Origin of the sequence: Nakamurella panacisegetis (assembly GCF_900104535.1) — a bacterium.
Lineage (GTDB): Bacteria > Actinomycetota > Actinomycetes > Mycobacteriales > Nakamurellaceae > Nakamurella > Nakamurella panacisegetis.
On the sequence record NZ_LT629710.1, the window covers coordinates 2,433,643 to 2,452,396 of the forward strand.

The following is an 18,754-nucleotide window of genomic DNA, read 5'->3' on the forward strand; positions in this document are numbered from 1 at the left end:
GGCGGGACTTCTTGCGTCGGGGACGGCCCCCGACCGGCAGATTGTGCGTTGTTCGATCGCGCAACGGCGCCATTTCTCGAAGCGGCCCTACCACGCCCATGTGTCGGACACGCCGACTCCAGTTTTCGCAAGAGTTCCCCAAACGTGACCCACGGTCATCACAGGTGACAAGACCCTGGCGTACTGTCCTGAAAATCGCCCGACGCCGGTCACCCGTGAGCCGGGCACCCGGTTCGGCTGTCCGCTGTAGTTTCTCGTCCCCAGTCAGGCCCGCCTGCGGGCCGACGGAAAGAGGTTCCATGCGCAGCACTCACTCCCGGCGGTTGATCGCCGCCGCCGGAGCTCTCACTCTGGCGGTGTCCCTCGCCGCTTGCGGCTCCGGCCGCACCGACAACGCATCATCGTCGGCCACCACCACATCGACTGCCGCCGCTCCGGCCGGATCGGGGAGCAGCAGTGCGCCCGCCGGCTCGACGGCCGCCGGTTCCACCGCCTCCGGCGGTTCGGCGTCGTCCTCCGCCCCGGCCGCCCCGACCGGCCCGGCGATCAAGATCGGTACCACCGACCAGGTGGTCAGTCTGGATCCGGCCGGCTCGTACGACAACGGGTCGCTGATGCTGGAGACCCAGCTGTACCAGTTCCTGGTGGTCATCCCGGCCGGTCAGAAGGTCCCGACACCGGATGCGGCCAGCAAGTGCGGCTTCACCGACAAGGGCGCGACCTACACCTGCACCATGAAGCCCGGCCTCAAGTTCTCCAACGGCGATCCGCTGACGGCCAAGGACGTCGAGTTCACCTTCAACCGGATCATCACCATCAACGACCCGAACGGCCCGGCGTCCCTGCTGGCCAACATGAAGTCGGTCAAGGCCACGGATGCGACCACGGTCGTGTTCACCCTGAACACCCCGAACGACCAGACCTTCCCGTTCATCCTGGGCACGTCGGCCGGCCCGATCGTCGACTCCAAGGTGTTCCCGGCCAACAAGCTGCTCGATGACGCCAAGGTCATCGGCTCCGGCCCGTACAAGCTGGCCGCCGGTTACCAGAAGAATCAGCTGGCCGCACTCGCCCCCAACTCGAACTACCAGGGCAACGGCGGCGCGATGGCCAACTCCGGCGTGACGCTGCAGTACTTCACCGATGCGTCCAACCTGAAGCTGGCCGTGCAGCAGGGCACGGTGGATGTCGCCTGGCGTTCGCTGGACGCCCAGTCGATCTCCGACCTGCGGAAAGACTCCAAGGTCAAGGTGCTCGACGGTCCCGGCGGTGAGCTCAGGTACATGGTCTTCAACCTGAACACCATGCCCGGCGGTACCGCCGCCCAGAAGCTGGCCGTCCGTCGGGCGGTCGCGTTCTCGGTCGACCGGCAGGCGCTGGCCACGGACATCTACCAGGACACCTACACCCCGGTGTACTCCATGGTCCCGGACGGGTTGCCCGGACACGTCGACGCCTTCAAGACGGAATTCGGCGCGACGCCGGACAAGACCAAGGCCGCCGCGGCGCTGAGCGCGGCCGGCGTCACCACCCCGGTGACGATCAACCTGCAGTACGCGCTCGGCCACTACGGCCCGACCTCGGCCGACGAGTACGGCGAGATCAAGCGTCAGCTGGAGGCGACCGGACTGTTCAAGGTCAACCTGCAGTCCACGGAGTGGACCACCTACTCCAAGGAGCGTCGGGCCGACGCCTACCCGGTCTACCAGCTCGGTTGGTTCCCTGACTTCCCGGATGCCGACAACTACATCTCGCCGTTCCTGGTGCCGAACAACTTCGTCGGCGCGCACTACTGCGACGACCCGAAGACGGTCAAGACGGCCGTCGTCGGCAGCCGGCCGTGCGACACGGACAAGGTGCTGCCGCTGATCGCCACCGAGCAGTCGGGCACGGGCGCCGCCCGTACCGCGGCGATCGAGAAGATCCAGACCATCGGCGCCACCGGTGAGATGCCGACCCTGCCGCTCCTGCAGGGCAAGCAGATCGCCGTCACCGGAACGAACGTCACCGGCGTCGACAAGACGCTGGACTCGACCTTCCTGTTCCGCTTCTGGCTGATCGGCAAGACCTCCTGACCGAGGCGATTCCACCGGCGGGCCGGCCGGGCTGACACAGCCCAGCCGGCCCGCTGCCGGTTGTTCTGACAAGAAAAACAAGGAGCCTCGATGGCATCCACCACGGCGACGTCGGGTGGTCTGCGGCGCTATCTGCTGACCAGGCTGGCGTTGATGATCCCGATGATCTGGATCCTGGTAACCCTGGTCTTCTTCTTCATGCGGGTGATCGGCAACCCGATCGACGCGGCGCTCGGTGGCCGTCTCCCACCGGACCAGATCGCGCTTCGCAAACACGCGGCCGGGTTCGACCGGCCCATTCTGGTGCAGTACTTCTCCTACCTGGGCAAGCTGCTGCACGGGGACTTCGGGACCACGCTGACCGACAACCAGAAGGTCTCCGACATCATCCTGGTCAACGGTGCGGCCACCCTCGAGCTCACCTTCTGGGCCTTCCTCGTGGCCGTCGGGGTCGGCATTCCGCTGGGCCGCATCGCGGCTCGCCATCGCGACCGCTTCCCCGACGTCTTCCTGCGGGTCAGCGGCGTGCTGTTCTACGCGGCGCCGGTGTTCTTCGTCGGGCTGCTGGCCAAACTGCTGTTCGGTATCGTGCTCGACTGGTTGCCGGTGTCCGGGCGGGCCGACCCGACGACCGAACTGGCCATCGCCAACGTCTCGCCCCGCACGCACATCTACATCATCGACTCCATTCTGTACGGGCAGCCCAGCTACATCTGGGATGTGTTGCGGCACACCATACTTCCGGCTCTGGTGCTCGGCCTGTTGACGGCCGGGATCTTCCTGCGGCTGGTGCGGACCAACCTGCTGCAGACCATGCGGTCGGACTACGTCGAGGCGGCCCGGGCCCGCGGGGTGGCGGAAGGACGTGTGGTCCGCAAGCACGCCTTCCGCAACGCCCTGGTCCCGGTGGTCACGGTGATGGGACTGCAGGGCGCGTTGCTGTTGGGCGGAGCCATCCTGACCGAACGGACCTTCGAGTGGCAGGGTCTCGGGTACGAGCTCGGGAACTACCTGCTCCAACGGGATTTCGTTGCCGTGCAGGGCATCGTGACCGTCATCGCGATCGTGGTGGTCGTGGTCAGTTTCCTGATCGACGTGGCCACCGCGCTCATCGACCCCAGAGTGAGGTACTGACATGGTGGCGATTTCGCTGGAGGGCCCGGGCGTCGAGGAGCCGAAGACCCGCAAGGCCGGATTCATCACCGCGCTGCGGCAGACCGGTGGCGTGCAGCGGGGGATGCTCATCGCCGGCGCCGTGATCACCCTGGTGTTCGTCATCCTGGCCGTCTTCGCGCCGTGGATCGCGCCGTACAACTTCAACGACGTGACCAATGCGGCCGGTGCCCGATTCCCGCGGCTGTCCGCACCGAGCGCCCAGCACTGGTTCGGCACCACCAACGGACAGGGTCAGGACGTCCTGTCCCAGGTGATCTACGGGGCCCGGACGGCGCTGATGGTGGTGGTGCTGGCCGTCCTGATGTCGCTGATCGTCGGCGTCCCGCTGGGGCTGTATTCCGGGTACCGCGGCGGTTGGGTCGACCGCGTGCTGGTGCTGATCACGGACGCGCTGTTCGCGTTCCCCTCCCTGTTGTTGGCCATCGTGGTCTCGATCGCCCTGGTCGGCGGCAGTTCCGGGGAAGGCGGCGGCATCCTGGCCGCCTCCATCTCGATCACCGTGATCTACATACCGCAGTACTTCCGGGTGGTGCGCAACGCGACCATCTCGGCCAAGCAGGAGCCGTACGTCGAGGCGGCGCGTGCGGTCGGGGCGTCCCCGGCGACGATCATGCGCCGGTACCTGTTCGGCAACGTCGTCCAGTCCGTGCCGATCATCGCCACGGTCAACGCCGCCGACTCCATCCTGACGCTGGCCGGCCTGGGCTTCCTCGGGTTCGGTATCGAGCCGTCGTCGGCCGCCGAGTGGGGTTACCAGCTCAACAAGGCCAGGTCCGATTTCGCCTCCGACATCTGGTGGACGGCCGTGTTCCCGGGCCTGGCCATCGTGCTGCTGGTGCTGGGCCTCTCGCTGATCGGCGAGAGCCTGAACGACGTGCTCAACCCGTTGCTCCGGGCCAGGCGGCTGTCGCAGGTCATCATGCCCAGCCGGGGTCGCGCGGCGTCCCGGGTCCGGGCCGTCGAGTCCGATCCCGTGGTGCCCGATCCCGTTGAGTCCGATCCTGTCGAGCCCGATCCTGTCCGGGACGCCGAAATCGCAGAGGACAACCGATGATGGCCCGCACCCCCACCCTGACCAAGAACGCCGGCACCGGAACCGTTCTCGACGTCTCGGACCTGAGGGTCTGGTACGCCGGGGCCGGCGGCCCGATCAAGGCGGTGGACGGCGTGTCGTTCCGCCTGCAGCGTGGCGAGGTCCTCGGCCTGGTCGGTGAGAGTGGTTGCGGAAAATCCACTCTCGGTCGCGGACTGCTCGGTCTCACTCCGTCCGGAGCGGCGATGGACGGTGAGATCACGTTCGACGGAAGGAATCTCGTCGAGCTGGCGGCCAAGGGCTGGCCGGCCATGCGGGGGGCCGGCCTGGGGATGATCTTCCAGGAGCCGATGACGCGGCTCGATCCGCTGATGCGGATCAGCGACCACTTCCGCGAGGCCATCCGGTCGCACGAGAAGGTGAGCCGGGCCGAGGCCGACCGGCGGGCCCTGGAAACCCTTCGATCCCTTGGTATCCCGCCGTCGCGGTACAAGAACTACCCGCACGAGTTCTCCGGCGGCATGCGGCAGCGCATCATGATCGCCCTGGCCCTGGCCCTGCAGCCGGCCTTCGTGGTGGCCGACGAGCCGACCACCGCCCTCGACGTGCTGGTCGAGGCGCAGATCATCAAGATCCTGAGCCAGATCCGCACCACCTTCTCCCCGGCCATGCTGCTGATCACCCACAACCTGGGCATCGTCGGGCAGGCCTGTGACCGGGTCGCGGTGATGTACGCCGGCCGGATCGTCGAGCAGGGGACGGTGGCCGAGGTGTTCGCCAACCCCCAGCACCCGTACACCCAGGAACTGCTGGGGGCGACCATCTCGCTCACCACCACCGAGCTGAGGACCATCCCCGGTGCGCCACCGGACCTGGGCAACCCCCCGCCGGGTTGCCGGTTCCACCCGCGGTGTCCGCACGCCATGGCCGTCTGCGCTGAGCGGCTCCCGGCGACGACCGACTTCGCCGATGGCCGTGAAGTCGAATGCCATCTGCTGCAACTGGATTCGCTGACGAGCGACGAGCGCTCGCCGCTGACTCGCCGGGAGGTGTTGGTCGCCGATGAAGCCTGATCTGAGCAAGTCCGAGACCGGTCACGAGACCCCGATCCTGTCGCTCACCGACCTGTCGGTGCACTTCGCCCTGCGGGGCTCGGCGCTGGGCCGGCTGATCGGCCGATCGTCCGGCTCGGTGAAGGCATTGGACGGTGTGAGCCTGGACGTCAAACCGGGCGAGGTGGTCGGGCTGGTCGGTGAGTCCGGCTCCGGGAAGTCCACGCTCGGCCGCGCGGTGCTGGGGCTGGCCCCGGTGACCGCCGGCAGCATCAAGTACCGCGGGCGGGAGATCTCCCGGCTGGCGGAGAAGGCCATGCGGCCGCTGCGGGCCAAGCTGCAGATGATCTTCCAGGATCCGCACGCCGCACTGAACCCGTCGATGACCATCGAGCAGGCCGTCTCCGATGCCCTGCGGATCCACGGTGTCCCGGCGGGGGAGCGGCGGGCCCAGGTCGCGTCCGCCCTGGAACGGGTCGGGCTGGCCCCGGTGGAACGCTTCGCGCCGAAGTACCCGTCGGAACTGTCCGGCGGCCAGAAGCAGCGGGCGGTGATCGCCCGGGCCATCGCGCTGGGGCCGGAGGTGCTCGTCGCGGATGAGCCTATCTCCATGCTCGACATGAGCGTCCGGGCCAAGATCCTGTCGTTGATGAATGATCTCCGGGCCGATCTGGGGATCTCGTTCATCTACATCACCCACGACCTGGCCAGCGCGCGCTTCTTCTGCGACCGCGTGGCGATCATGTACCTGGGCAAGATCGTCGAGATCGGTACCGCCCAGGAGATCTTCGCCAATCCTCGTCATCCGTACACGCAGGCCCTGCTGAAGGCGATCCCGGACGTGTCGGTGGTCGGTGGACCGCCGGCCGAGTTGCCCCGCGGCGAGATCCCGGACGCGGCCCGCCCCCCGCAGGGCTGCCCGTTCCATCCGCGCTGCCCGAGGGCGTTCGCGGCCTGCGGTTGGGAGGCGAGGGATCTGAAGGTGGTGCTGGAAGAACGCTGGACCACGGTCGATCTCGAGGTCTACCAACGGGAATCGGAACTGTTCCCCGATCTGGGTGCGCTGCAGACCGTCGATCGGGTCGCGCTGCTCCGCACGCCCCGGTCGGCCGAGGTGATCGCCGTCCTGGAGTCGATCCGCCGGGAGAATCCGGCCGAGCCGTTCTTCACCGGATTGATCGAGATGAACCAGGTTCCCGGCGGCGTGCAACTGGAATTCGTCGACTCGGTGCGGCCCGTGTTGCTGCCGATCGTCGAGGCCGGCAGCTCGACGTCGGTGGCCTGCCACCTCTATTCGGACGTGGTCGACCTGACCGGAACGGGAGGCGTCACGGCCCCGGTCGGTTGACGGTGATGACGACGTGGTTGTCGCCGGCGAGGACCGGTTCGAAGGCGTAGCGCTGGGCCGATGCCAGGATCGAGTCACCGACGATCTCGGCCACCTCGGACTGGACGGCCCAGTACCATTCGTCCGCGGTGGCCTGCTGGCCCGTCCTCGTGTACCCGCGCAGGGTGACCGATGCCGAGGGATTCGCCGTGATCAGTTCGGCGATCCGGGCCACCACCGGTGCGGCCGTGGTGGGCAGCACCTTCCACAGAGCGCTCAGTTCGAGTGAGAATTCGGCCAGCCGGACGATCGGCGCGGTACGGGCATGGGTGATGGTCCCGCCGGGGCCGACATCCCAGAGGTGGTACTGGTTCTCGCGCGCCTCGGCCCAGGTCGTGCGTTCCGTCGGTCCTTTCCCGGATGTGAAGGTGTACTGCGTCTGGCGCCGTCCGGATGGCTTGTCGCCCCGGCTGAGCTGCAGTTCTTCCAGGACCTGGTTCGCCTCCGCCTCGGCGCCCGGGTGCACCCGGCTGTGTGCGAACTCCCAGCCGGCGTCGTGCACCTCCTGGTCGGTGGCGGCATAGTTCTCGGTGATCTCGTGGGCCAGGGTCGCGGTCCCGGCGCCCGGGACGCCCTTCTCCAGGGCCTCGAAGTGGTCGATGCGCAACTCCTGGACCGGATTCTGTTCATCCGTCGGGAATTCGCCGAAGCCCACACCTTCCTGCTTGCGCCCCAGATTGACCTTCGCGACCCGGGCCGGGTCCTCGATCACCTCGGTCAACTTGGCCGCCAAGGCCGGCGACGGCGGTTTGTCCTTCCTGCCCTCGATCGTGACCTGGTGCGTCTTGCGGTGATGGACCAGGTCGAGACCACTGGGGCGGCGGAGCATTCCCAGCATCGAGGCCACGTCGCGGTCGGAGCCGGTGACCTCCAGCGTGCGCTGGATCGCGGCCGTCACCGACTGGTTGCCGGCCTGCCGCTGGAGCCCGATGAGCGGATGCTCGGGTGGGTCGGCCCGGGCCGGCGTCGGCGGGGTGTCCCGCTCGTCATGCTCGTGCCGCCGCTTCATCGGTCACCACCTGGGGTCCCTCTTCGCCATCCCGCCGACCGTAGCCTCGGACGCCCGCCGAATCCTGCCTCTTCGGGCAGGCATTCAGGCAGAGGGGCGGCTCACACGATCCGCACGCTGATCCCCTCCAGGGTGACGATGTCGCCACGGTGGAGTTGCCGGCCGCGGCGCGTCTCCACCTCGTCGTTCACCATCACCAGGCCGTCCTCGAGGATCGGGCGGACGTCGGCGCCGGTGTCGACCGCGCCGGCCAGCTTCAGGAGCTGACCGAGCCGGATCATGTCGTCTTTGATCGGGACGTCGTGCACGCGGTTGGTCATGCGAGCAATCATCTCGCATCCGCGGGGCCCGGCTCGGCGTCGCGGCCGGGTGGAGTCCCGGTCGGCCAGCCGCGGGTTTGTGCGCGCTCGGCCAGGACGGCCAGTACGCGGCGGAATCCATCCCGCTCGGCGGCCGAGAATTGTTGCAGCAGAGCGTCCTCCATCGTCCTGATGGCGGAGGCGCACCGCCGGACGACGCCTCGTCCGGCGTCGGTGATCTCGATGATGCGGGCGCGCCGATCGGCCGGATCGGGCCGCCGGGTCAGCAGACCGGCCGACTCGAGCCGGTCGAGGTGCTCGATCAGGCGTGTCTTGTCGCGGCCGGTTCGGCCGGACAGTTCCAGCTGCGTGGCCGCGCCCCCGGCGGTCAGGGCATTGAGGACGACGTACTCCCACATGGTGATTCCGTTGGCTTCGAGCAGGGGTTCCTCGGCCTGCATCAGGAGCCGCGTGATCGGGACGAACTGCGCGGCCAGTTCGCGGCGTTCGGTCTGCGGCATGTGTTAGATGATAAGCATTGACAAAGCGTCTACAGCGGTAGACGATCTACGTATGTCTATCGATGATGGAACGGTCGAGTCATCCGAACTGTTGCGGTTGCATGCCCGGGCTCAGGCGCTGTTGGACGGAGTGCTCTCCCCTCCGGTCGATCTGGAGCGGCCCAGTCCGTGTGACGGTTGGCGTCTGCGGGATCTGTTGGCGCACATGCTCGGTCAGAACCTCGGACTGCGAGCCGCGGCGCGCGGAGAGGGCCGGGATGTCGAGTCCTGGCGGCCGGTCGATCCGGGAGATGATCCGGCCGCCGCGCTCGCCGCTTCGGAGCGGGCGCTGGAGGCGGCGTTCGCGGCGTCCGGGCTGGCCGGCGACGTCTGGATGCCGGAGCTGTCGCCGGCTGCCCCGATTCCCGCCCGGACGGCCTTGCTGGCTCACCTGCTCGACAGTGTCGTACATGGTTGGGATGTCGCGGCGTCCCTGGCCCGGCCCTACGAGGTACCGGATGACCTGCTGGATGTGGTGGCGACGGTGACGGCCCGCATTCCGGCCGAACCGGGACGGGGGCAGACCGGTTCGGCCTTCCGTGCGCCGGTGCGGTACCGGGCCCTCTCGCGGCTGGATTCGGTCCTGGCCCACCTGGGGCGCGATCCGCGCGCATGGCCACTGCCGGCCGTGGCGAGGCCGGTACGCTGAGCGGGCGACCCAGAGGGGCGGAACATGCTGGATTTCATCTTCGAGGCCGGCTTCGACGCCGTCGTGATCGGGCGTGCCGGTGAACGGTCCAGGGCCCGCCGTTCGGAGAAGACGCTCGAGCAGTTCGAAAGCACCGGCACGGCGACCTTTCCCGGGGCTCGGCGGGTCGGTGCGAACGTCGAGAGCGGATATCTGACAGTGAAGGACGGCTTGGTCGTCTTCAGCCGGGTGTCCGGTTCGGAGATGACCCACGTCGAGGTTGATCTCCTTGGGCTGCAGTCGTTCTGGCCCATGGCCAACGAAGGCCGGGCGGAGCGGTCAGTGAACCGGTACTGGACGTTGTTCCGGCTGGACTACCGGCCCATTCCGGCGGTGGAGGCCGCAGGCCAGGGTGATTCACGCGTTGCTGCGCCGCGAGACGGCGACGCGGCGTGGGAGGGTGCGGGTCCCGAGAGGGAGGGCGGTGACGGTGGGCGGGAACAGCGCGGCGCCGCCCGGGAAGAGGTGGTCCTGGCCTGTGCGCCCAACGGCCACGCCAGCGTGCTCAAGGTGTTTGCCGACGCCGGTATCCCGCAGATCCAGCCCGAGCGGTGGGGGTCGGCCACACCGAAGCGGGCCGACGGCCGCCGGCGTCGCTGACGCTGGCCCGCATCGTTCCGGGTCTCGTCGTGCGCCCGCTTCCTGAGTCCGCCCGCCCGAGTCCGCCCCTGAGCCCATCCGCTTGAGCCCAGCCCCCTGAGCCCGTCCCTTGGCGTGGATCAACTTCTCAGGCGTGGCCGAACTTGTTCACTTCTGTCCCGTGGGTCCCAAAATGACGAAGTTGATCCACGCCGGCGATGACCAGGTCAGTGCTGGCCGGCCACCAGTCGATCGAAGAGAGCAGCCAGCACGGCCGGATCAACCGGGGGCAGGCCGGTCAGGGCGGCGAAGTACAGGCCGAAACCCACCAGCCTGATGTTCTCGGCCTGCACCGGGTCGGTCACCGCGTCGCGCATCGGCTGTTCCCAGGCCCGGAAGATGTCGGCCAGCAACTGCGCGGCCTGGGCGTCCGATTCGTCGTTCTCGGAATTCTGCCCCGTCCGGACGGCGGCGATCAGGGACGTGAAGAAGCCCTCCTCGCCGTCCTCGACCGGCTCCGAGTACTCCAGGAAGCCGCGCGCCGCCCCGGATCGGGCGACGGCCTCGGCCATCTCGGCGGCCACGGTGTCCCGGACGTCGGCCAGTAGGCCGAGGTACAGCGCCGACTTCGAGGGGAAGTGGTAGAGCAACCCGCCCTTGGACACGCCGGCCTCGGCGGCGACCGCTTCCAGGGTCACCGAACCGTTGCCGCTTCGCGCCAGCATGTCGCGCAGTGCTCGCAATATTCGGTGGCGGGTATCGGTGGCCATGGATAGACTGTACCGGCTGGACGGTGCAGGAAGCTTTTTCAACCGTCCCTTGTTGTGTTACTCGGTTGTGAACTTTTCTTCCGGACATCGGTCCGGTCACGTCAGGGAGTGTGTCCAGTGTTCGGCCCGTACATCCAGGTCCTGCGCCGCCCCGGCGCCGCCCGCTTCTCCGCGGCCGGGATGCTCGCCCGCATGCAGATGTCCATGGCCGGCCTCGGCGCCGTCATGTTGCTGTCGGCCGAGCGGGGTTCGTTCGCCGTGGCCGGCACCGTCTCCTCCATCTACGCTCTGTCCGGCGCGGCGATCAGCCCCCAGGTCTCCCGGTTGATCGACGTCCGGGGCCAGCGTCGCGTCGTGCCGAAGCAGCTCTTCGTGCATGTGCCGGCCATCGCGGCGATCATCTTCTTCGCGGTCTACACCGAGCTGACCTGGCCGATTCTCGCGCTGGCGCTCGTGGCCGGGGCCTCGCAACCGATCATCGGACCGCTGGTGCGGACCCGCTGGTCGGCCATGCTCTCGGGCGACCCGCAGTTGCGAACCGCGTTCGCGTGGGAGTCGCTGATCGACGAGGCCGTCTTCATCATCGGTCCGCCGCTGGCCACCGTCCTTGCGCTGCAACTCTTTCCGGCCGCCGCGTTGGTGCTGGCGACCAGTCTCCTGCTCATCGGCACCCTGCTGCTGCTGACCCAGCACAGCACCGAACCGGCGCCCTCCGGCCGGGGCCGGGAGCGCCGCGGCAGGCCGGCCATCCTGCTGCCCGGGGTCGCCGGGATCACCGCGATCTTCGCTCTGATGGGCGGCATCTTCGGCTCCTTCGAAGTGACCACCGTGGCCTTCGCGAAGGAGGCCGGGCACTCCGGTGTGGCCGGCTTCCTGCTGGCCTTGTACGCATTCGGGTCGCTGCTGGCCGGTCTGATCTTCGGCGTCATCAACTTCAGGGCGTCGTTGCTCCGCCAGTTCGGTGTGGCGATCGCCGTGCTCGCCGTGGTGACACTGCCGATGCCGTTCCTGCCCAGCATCGCCTTCGTCGGCGCCGGGTTGATGTTGGCCGGCGTCGCGTGCTCGCCCGCCCTGATCTCGGGGATGAGCCTGGTCGAGCGCATCGTGCCGGCCCATCGCCTCACCGAGACGATGTCCTGGACGGGGTCCGGAATGGCCGTCGGAATTGCCGTGGCCACCCCGTTGGCCGGGTACGTCATCGACACCAGCGGAGCGTCCACTGCCTATTGGGTGACTTCGGGCTGCGCGATCGGCGCCTTCCTGATCGCTCTGGTGGTGTTGGCGTCGCTCCGCCGCTCGATCGCGGCGGCGGTCGATGTCGACGCGGCCGCGATGGAGGTCGCGGGCGAGAGCATCGTCAGCGAACTGATGCCGGCTCTGGTCACCACCGATCACCGGTCGCCGACCCGATAGCCGCTCACGCCCCGTGGTGCGTCGCAGTCCACTCCAGGAGTCGCTCCACCGGCCAGGTATTGACGATGCGATCGATCGGAACGCCGACCTGGGCGGCCCGGGCACAACCGAGCATCTGCCAGTCGAGTTGGCCCGGTGCGTGCGCGTCGGTGTCGATGCTGAACCGGCAACCGGCCCTCAGTGCCATGTCGATCAGCCGTTTCGGCGGGTCAAGACGTTCGGGCCGGGAGTTGATCTCGACCGCCACGCCGTGTTCGGCGCAGGCGTCGAACACCATCTGGGCGTCGAAGGTGCTCTCCGGCCGGTTGGTCGGTCGTCCTCTGGTCGGCCCGGCCGCGACCATCCGGCCGGTGCAGTGACCGAGCACGTCGGTGTGGGGGTTGCGGACGGCGGCGAGCATCCGGGCCGTCATCTCGCGGGAGCCCGATCGCAGCTTCGAGTGGACGGAGGCGACGACCACGTCGAGCCGGCCCAGCATCTCGTCGGTCTGGTCGAGGGTGCCGTCCTCGTTGATGTCCACCTCGATGCCGGAGAGCAGACGGAACCCCGGGAGGGCCCGGTCGACCGCCTCGATGACGGCCAACTGCTTCTGCAGACGCTCGACGGTCAGGCCGTTGGCCACCGTCAGGCGGGGTGAGTGATCGGTCAGCACCATGTACTCGTGACCGATCTCGACCGCCGTGATCGCCATTTCCTCGATCGGGCTGCCGCCGTCACTCCACTCGCTGTGGGTGTGCAGGTCACCGCGAAGGGCGGCCCGGATGTCCTCGCCCCCCACGGCCAACGGCTGGAGATCCTTCTCCAGGTCGGCCAGATAGTCCGGGACCCGTCCGGCGATCGACTGCTCGGCGACGGCGCCGGTCTTGGGCCCGATGCCGGCGAGGTTGGTCAGGGTGCCCGCGGCCACCCGCTTCTCGATCTCACCGTCGGGGAGCCGGGCCAGCGCCGTCGCCGCCGTCCGGAACGCTTTCACGCGGTACGTCGGGGACTGACCGCGTTCCAGCAGGAAGGCAATGCGCCGGAGCGCGGCGACTGGATCCATGCCGCTGATGGTAGGACGCCGCGCCACCGACGCGGTCCGCGCACTTGCGTAGTCCGGAAGGGCGAGCGGGCCCGGACCGGACGTACCGTCGGATATGGATCACGGACTCTTCGGCCCGGACAGCATCACCTGGCGGGTGCACGCCGACCCCACCTACGCGATCGGAGGACTCCGCGGTCTGCTGCTGCAGGCGTTGCATCCCCTGGCCATGGCCGCGGTCGAGCAGAACGGCGGGTTCCATGCCGACCCGTGGGGCCGGCTCACCCGAACCTCGGAGTACATCGCCACCATCACCTTCGCCCCCGAGCGTGAGGCACTGCGGGCGGCGGCCCGCGTCCGGGGCATCCACCGCAAGCTCCGCGGTCGGAACCCCTTCACCGGGGACGAGTTCCGCCTGGACCGGCCCGACCTCCTGCTCTGGGTCCATTGCTCCGAGGTCGACTCGCTTCTGTCGGTGGCGCGGCGCGGGGGACTGGACCTCACGGACGACGAGGCCGACGCCTACTTGCGGGAACAGGTGCGATCGGCCGAGTTGGTGGGCCTGGCCGCGCCCGACGTACCGTCCAGCCGGGCCGAGCTGGCCGACTACTTCGTCCGGGTCCGGCCAGAGTTGCGGCTCACCGCGGCGGCCCGCCGAGGAGCCAGGGGAGTCGTCCGGCCGCCGATGCCGGGGTGGGTCCAGGTGCTCACGCCGGCCCGTCCGGCCTGGGGTGGCCTGGCCGCACTGTCCATGGGGCTGCTCCCCGGATGGGCGCGCCGGATGTACCGGCTGCCGGACCTGGGTCTCACCGACCTGGCCGCGACCGGCGCGCTCCGAGCGCTGCGCGCGGGTGCGCTGGCCGTCCCGGAGCGATTCCGGGCGGGGCCGACGCTCAAGGCGGCGAAGGCCCGGCTGTCGGCCTGACGCACACGGCGAAACCCGTGGCCTCGGGGCTCACCTCAGCAGTTCGCGTTCCAGCGGAGTGTGGAACCGGGGCACGGCGCGCAGGGGACCCAGCCAGTCGCGCAACTCGGCGGCCCGGGCGTCGACGGCGTCCTGGCCGGCAGAACCTATGTCCTGCAACAGGTGGGTGCGGATCTGGCCGTCCGGGCGCTGCGCCCACCCCCCGACGACGCTCCCCCGCCACAAGATGGTCGGACCGATGTTGCCGGTGGCGTCGAACAGCTGGGACCGATGGTCGCCCAGGAACCATCCGCGCTCGGCCCACCCCATCGGCGTGGGGTCCAGTGCCGGCAGCAGCGCCGCGGTCGGCTCCGGCTCGGGTGTCGGATCCAGGTCGTCGGCGAGGGCGACCCCGGGCGTGCCGTCGAGATCGACCTCGACGGTCGGGACCGATGTCAGGGCCGCCCGCACCTGCCCGAGAGTCCAGCCCGTCCACCACTTCAGGTCGGCAACCGGTGCCGGCCCGAACACGCGCAACCATCGAGCGGCCAACTCGACCCGGGCGGCGGCCGGGTCAAGGTGGCCCAGCCCGCCGGGCATCCAGGCGTCGGCCGGCCACCACTCGGTGCGGTTCGACGTCCAGCCGCCCACGGTGGCGCCGCGGACGATCCGGCCCTCCAGCGCGAGCAGGGTCAGGACGCGGCTGGTGATCTTCTGCGGCCCGCCGTACGACTTGCCGGGAGAGATGTCCAGGACGGTGTTCAATCGCGGTTCGTCGGCCACGAGATCGGCCGCCTGGGCGTGCCCGCGGCTGATCAGGGCCCGCATGGTGGATGCGCTCACGTCGGTCAGCCAGGCGTCCAGATCACCGTCCAGCCCGGCCTGGGCCAGGGCCGACAGCAGCCGTTTCCGTTGGGTCGCGGCTACTTCCACGGCCGAGGAGGCCTGGAGGACCGGCGCCAGGTCATCGCCCACCACGAACATGGTGCGCCGCATGGCCATCATCCGGACCAGACGCTTGTGTACGGAGATGGCATCGGCCATCTCCGGCTGGGAGCTCCGGCCCACGCGCGCCCAGGCGGACAGGAACACGGTCGCCGGGTCGGTCGCGTGCAGGGCGATCATGGCGTCCGCCGTGGCCACGATGTCGGCCACCCGGGTGTCCGCCGTCAGCCGATGGCGGGTCTGCAGGCGTCGTCGTCGCTCGGCCGCACTCATGCTGATCATGGACCCATCATCGGGCCTTCCCCGACCGGCCGCCCTCCGTGCCTACCGCACCACGACATACCGCACCTCGACCTACTGCACCTCGACCTACTGCACCACGACCTACCGCACCACGGCTTCGACGTAGGGCAACAACTGCACCGGCCCGAGCAGGCCGTAGCTCTGGCGGGCGGCCACTCCGTAGACGGCGGGAGTGACGGTGCGCAGACGATTGAGCAAGGTCGAGGCGACTTCGACCTCGATCACATTCGGCCCGGGGCGGAGCAGGCCGCCGAGGTCGATCCGGGGTCGCAGCACGCTGGTCGGGTCGGCCGCCCGGCCGTTGACCTTCACTCGGAATGTGCCGTTGACGACGCCGAGATCCAGGACCGCGCCGGTGGTCGACGACCAGGTGCGAGGAAGCGTGACCGTGGTGCGATAGTGCCCGATGCCGGATGCGTCCTGGATCGCCGGGACGGACGACCACGGCACCAGTGCCGGCAGGTCGACGGCGACCAACGGCTTGATTGTGCTGGTGACGGCCGCGCCGGGCTGCCAGTCCTCGACCTGAAGGGACCAGGCGGTCATCGGAATGGGCGCCGGTACCGGGCCGATGGTGGTGGTCCGGACGCGGCCGTCGGACAGCGTGGTGCGGTAGGTCCCGGCCGTGCTGTCCCGGATGACCAGGCTCCGGTCGTCCCGCCGGACGGAATCGGCCTCGGTCGATACCGCATGCACGTCGTCACCGGTCCGGTGCGAGCTCCGCGACGCCGGGGCCAGCGCCACGATGGTGCCCTCGCCCGCGTTGAGCGTGACGTTGACGGTGATCGTCCGACCGGCCCGGGTGTACTCGGCGATGGGCGTGATCTCGCCGGTCCAGGCGTCCAGCCGGTAGGGCACGGCATCGGCCGCGGTGGACGTCAGGTGCACCGACTGGTCGATCGGCAGCGGCTTGATCTTCTCGCTGTGCTTGGCGTTCGACAGGTAGTAGAGATCGGTGTCGCCGGCGACCCGATGCACGTGCATGAGCGTCGTGTTGTCGTGAGTGACGGCCGGCGTCACCCCCAGCGCGGCCAGGGCGTCGGGGATCGAGTTCTGGTCGAGGACCTGACGGACGTTGGGTCGAGCCAGCAGTTCGGCCAGGATCGGGGCCAGCGCGGCGTTAGCGGCCTGATCGGGCCGGCCACCGGTGACGGCGGGCGACCAGGTACCGAGGACGACGATCGGCAACCCGGCCTTGCTGAACGCCAGCAACTTCTCGGCGTCCTCGAGGCGAAGACCGTACTGGCCGCCGGTGAACTGGTCGGGCCCGAGGACGAGCGCCTTGTAGGCCGGACCCTCGGGCGCCAGCACGCCGCCCTTCACCTGCGCCAGCGGGAAGTCGAGCGTGCCGGAGCTCAGGAAACCGTGCGTCCAGCCGATCGGGATGCCGGACGCCGTCGCCCACGGTGCCCCGATACCGGTGGAGACGTAGCCCTTCTGCCGGTAGAAGACGATGTCGTACTTCGGGACGCCGGTCTGCAGTACGAGCTGGGTGCGGGACAGGTAGCGCCCGATATCGCTCATGTGGGCCCAGGTGGGCTGCCGGGGGCCCCAGGCCTCGCCGTAGCCGATGGCGCCACCGTCGTAGGGGGAGAACGCAGCGAATCCGGGCCAGGTCGCCCCGGGGGCATCGGCGTAGGCGAACCCGTGGATGACGGTCTGGTTCACACCGGCCGCATAGAAGCTGCCGATGGTCTGCAGCGCCTGGGTCCAGGTCGTGTTGTAGGCCTGCCCGGCGTAGCAGATGGACTCGCAGGACAGCAGGTTCCGGCCACCCAGGTCCCGGCCGCCGGCCAGACACCGGTAGTCGTCGAGATTCTTGAAACCCAGGGATTCGCCCTCGGGAATGTCGAGCAATCCGGCATAGGCGATCGAATCCGTCGACAGGCCGTACGGCTGGACCCGGAGCTTCATTCCTAGGCGATTGGCCCAATTGCGCAATACCAACAAGTGGTGGTCGCGGTACAGCTCCGAGAGGACGGTGTTGTAGTCGTCCCGGACGCCGGTGGTGGTGGCCGCGTCGAAGGTGAAGAGGAATTTGCCCTTCTGCTCGACCAGGACCGACAGGTAGGGAAGTATGTCGTAGCCGCGGGAGGCGGTGAAAAGCCGTGGGAATCCCGGCGTCCAGATCGTCGTCGGGGTCTCGATCTCCAGGGAATCCTCGAAGAATGCGACGGCCGACTCCTTCAGCAGCCGCTTCATTCCGGCCGACAGGATGTTCTCCTCCCAGAAATCGGTGACCGCGGCGATCCCGGCCGCGCTGAAATGGTCGACCACGTAGGCCGTCGGCGACGTGTGCGGTCCGGCTTCGGGCTGCTGTCCCGAGCCCCGCTGCCAGTACGCGATCAAGATCCAGGAGGAGCTGCCGGTGGGGGCGGTCCAGCTGACGGTCGCCGCCCGGTCCGTCCCGACCACGGCCGAGGTCAGGTCGATCAGCGAGGCCGGATCGAGTGGGGTGACCGCCTTGACGGCCGGACCCGCGACAGCAATGGCTTGCACGGCAAGCAGTGTGGCGTTGTTCGCGCCACTCGCCGGGGCGATCGTCGGCGGCGGAACCGGCCCGGCGAAGCTCGCCCCGCCGGCGATCGTCACGAAGCCCGGTGCGAGTTCCTGGGACGCAGCGACCGAATCGGGCGTGATGGTGGGTACCGCGCTCGGCCACGAGGGGCCCATGGTGAAGTCGAGTGTGATGCCTCGACGCTTGGCCTGGGTCAGTGCCCGGTTGGCGGCGGTCACCCAGGCCGGCGAGCCCCAGCCGTACTTCTGCACGTCCAGCCGCCCGGCGGCCACGCTGTGGTGGACGTCGGCGACCTCGAGACCGCCGAAGCCGGCGTCCGCGACCTGGTCGACCTCGCGGGCGATCTCGTCCGGATCGACCTGGCCGTTCGGCCACCACCAGCGGAATTTGGGTGCCACCGACGCCGGTGGCCGAGCGAACGCGGCGATCCCGTGCCCGGAGACGCCCGAAAGGGGTTGCGGCTTGGGCATTGTCGAGTCCGCGTCAGCGAGGACGTTGGAGGCTGGAGCGAGCATCCCGGCGGTGACCGCGGCGGACAGACCGATCATGCGTCGTCTGGTCAGGCCGCCGGACATGGGTGTCGCAGCATTCATCGGTCACGTCCGTCGCCGTCGAAGGTAGTGAGGTCGACCGAACCATAGCAGCGGATCCACCCAGCGTGAAACCTTTCAGAGAAAGGAAATGGGCACCGTTGCGCCCGCAAGTTCCGCGCTTGCGGTTGGACCGAAGCCGGAAAAATTCGCCCCGAGTGTCAAGGTGCTGGCATTCGGGTGATCCACGGGAGGATGGCTGATGAATGATTGAAGGTTCATGTATGTGTAGCCGGCACTCGCTGGTCCCGCAACCGTCGGGCTTGCGCTCGCAAGTTCTCGCCTTTCGTTGTTTTCGGACCTAAGTACCGTTGATTCTCGAAAGGTGCGCTCCGTGCCTGGCGGCATTGGATCTGGCAAAGTCATGTGGTTGACCTGCGCTGGCCGTGCGTGCATGCTGTGCCCTCCGGGCGTTAAATCGCCGGTAATCCG

At 68.7% G+C, this 18,754-nt stretch carries 17 protein-coding genes; 10 read left to right on the plus strand and 7 right to left on the minus strand.

The features are described from left to right. The first annotated feature begins 299 nt into the window (after nt 1-299). From BLS97_RS10685 to BLS97_RS10705, 5 genes are all read left to right on the plus strand, one after another. Nucleotides 300-2,075, plus strand: coding sequence for an ABC transporter substrate-binding protein (locus BLS97_RS10685; protein WP_090475951.1), 1,776 nt, complete (start codon nt 300-302; stop codon nt 2,073-2,075). A gap of 90 nt (nt 2,076-2,165) precedes the next feature. Continuing rightward, nucleotides 2,166-3,209, plus strand: coding sequence for an ABC transporter permease (locus tag BLS97_RS10690; protein WP_090475952.1), 1,044 nt, complete (start codon nt 2,166-2,168; stop codon nt 3,207-3,209). Nucleotide 3,210: 1 nt separating this feature from the next. Further along, entirely contained in the window at nt 3,211-4,305 is a 1,095-nt protein-coding gene (locus BLS97_RS10695) for an ABC transporter permease (RefSeq protein WP_090475953.1), read from the plus strand. After that, nucleotides 4,305-5,357, plus strand: coding sequence for an ABC transporter ATP-binding protein (locus tag BLS97_RS10700; protein ID WP_197676518.1), 1,053 nt, complete (start codon nt 4,305-4,307; stop codon nt 5,355-5,357). Before BLS97_RS10695 ends, BLS97_RS10700 begins: the two co-directional genes overlap by 1 nt. After that, a complete protein-coding gene (locus tag BLS97_RS10705) occupies nt 5,347-6,684 on the plus strand; it encodes an ABC transporter ATP-binding protein (RefSeq protein WP_090475955.1) in 1,338 nt (445 codons plus the stop codon). The genes BLS97_RS10700 and BLS97_RS10705 overlap by 11 nt, the downstream gene beginning before the upstream one ends. On the opposite strand, the gene BLS97_RS10710 is transcribed toward BLS97_RS10705, so the two are convergent. The 3 genes from BLS97_RS10710 to BLS97_RS10720 all read right to left on the minus strand — a co-directional run bounded on the left by BLS97_RS10710 (nt 6,665) and on the right by BLS97_RS10720 (nt 8,552). Beyond that, entirely contained in the window at nt 6,665-7,732 is a 1,068-nt protein-coding gene (locus BLS97_RS10710; protein ID WP_090475956.1) for a hypothetical protein, read from the minus strand. The genes BLS97_RS10705 and BLS97_RS10710 overlap by 20 nt on opposite strands. 101 nt (nt 7,733-7,833) lie before the next feature. Continuing rightward, nucleotides 7,834-8,052, minus strand: coding sequence for an RNA-binding S4 domain-containing protein (locus tag BLS97_RS10715; protein ID WP_090475957.1), 219 nt, complete (start codon nt 8,050-8,052; stop codon nt 7,834-7,836). Nucleotides 8,053-8,060: 8 nt separating this feature from the next. Beyond that, on the minus strand, nt 8,061-8,552 hold the full coding sequence (locus tag BLS97_RS10720) for a MarR family winged helix-turn-helix transcriptional regulator (protein ID WP_090475958.1): 492 nt from the start codon (nt 8,550-8,552) through the stop codon (nt 8,061-8,063). A 52-nt stretch (nt 8,553-8,604) separates the two neighbouring features. On the opposite strand from BLS97_RS10720, the gene BLS97_RS10725 reads away from it, so the two are divergent. Both BLS97_RS10725 and BLS97_RS10730 read left to right on the plus strand, forming a co-directional pair. Beyond that, entirely contained in the window at nt 8,605-9,240 is a 636-nt protein-coding gene (locus BLS97_RS10725; RefSeq protein ID WP_157695351.1) for a TIGR03086 family metal-binding protein, read from the plus strand. A gap of 24 nt (nt 9,241-9,264) precedes the next feature. After that, nucleotides 9,265-9,879 carry a hypothetical protein gene (locus tag BLS97_RS10730; RefSeq protein WP_090475960.1) on the plus strand — a complete coding sequence of 205 codons (615 nt, stop codon included), beginning with the start codon at nt 9,265-9,267 and terminating at the stop codon, nt 9,877-9,879. 206 nt (nt 9,880-10,085) lie between these two features. Here the strand turns inward: BLS97_RS10730 and BLS97_RS10735 are convergent, their stop codons facing one another. Beyond that, nucleotides 10,086-10,628 carry a TetR/AcrR family transcriptional regulator gene (locus BLS97_RS10735; protein ID WP_090475961.1) on the minus strand — a complete coding sequence of 181 codons (543 nt, stop codon included), beginning with the start codon at nt 10,626-10,628 and terminating at the stop codon, nt 10,086-10,088. 117 nt (nt 10,629-10,745) lie between these two features. On the opposite strand from BLS97_RS10735, the gene BLS97_RS10740 reads away from it, so the two are divergent. Next, nucleotides 10,746-12,041, plus strand: a complete 1,296-nt coding sequence (locus BLS97_RS10740) for an MFS transporter (RefSeq protein WP_090475962.1) — start codon at nt 10,746-10,748, stop codon at nt 12,039-12,041. Between the two features lie 4 nt (nt 12,042-12,045). Here BLS97_RS10740 and BLS97_RS10745 read toward each other — a convergent pair whose 3' ends face one another. Continuing rightward, complete coding sequence (locus BLS97_RS10745; RefSeq protein ID WP_090475963.1) at nt 12,046-13,083, minus strand: PHP domain-containing protein; 1,038 nt, start codon at nt 13,081-13,083, stop codon at nt 12,046-12,048. Nucleotides 13,084-13,177: 94 nt separating this feature from the next. Here BLS97_RS10745 and BLS97_RS10750 point away from each other — a divergent pair, with 94 nt between their 5' ends. Then, nucleotides 13,178-13,987: an oxygenase MpaB family protein gene (locus tag BLS97_RS10750; protein ID WP_090475964.1), complete on the plus strand. Its 810-nt coding sequence runs from the start codon at nt 13,178-13,180 to the stop codon at nt 13,985-13,987. Between the two features lie 30 nt (nt 13,988-14,017). On the opposite strand, the gene BLS97_RS10755 is transcribed toward BLS97_RS10750, so the two are convergent. Further along, on the minus strand, nt 14,018-15,193 hold the full coding sequence (locus BLS97_RS10755; RefSeq protein WP_090475965.1) for a winged helix DNA-binding domain-containing protein: 1,176 nt from the start codon (nt 15,191-15,193) through the stop codon (nt 14,018-14,020). Here BLS97_RS10755 and BLS97_RS24210 point away from each other — a divergent pair. After that, complete coding sequence (locus BLS97_RS24210; protein ID WP_269457499.1) at nt 15,192-15,320, plus strand: hypothetical protein; 129 nt, start codon at nt 15,192-15,194, stop codon at nt 15,318-15,320. The two genes, BLS97_RS10755 and BLS97_RS24210, sit on opposite strands and share 2 nt — an antisense overlap. Here BLS97_RS24210 and BLS97_RS10760 read toward each other — a convergent pair. Next, nucleotides 15,296-18,325, minus strand: a complete 3,030-nt coding sequence (locus BLS97_RS10760; protein WP_090475966.1) for a glycosyl hydrolase — start codon at nt 18,323-18,325, stop codon at nt 15,296-15,298. The genes BLS97_RS24210 and BLS97_RS10760 overlap by 25 nt on opposite strands. Nucleotides 18,326-18,754: the final 429 nt, after the last annotated feature.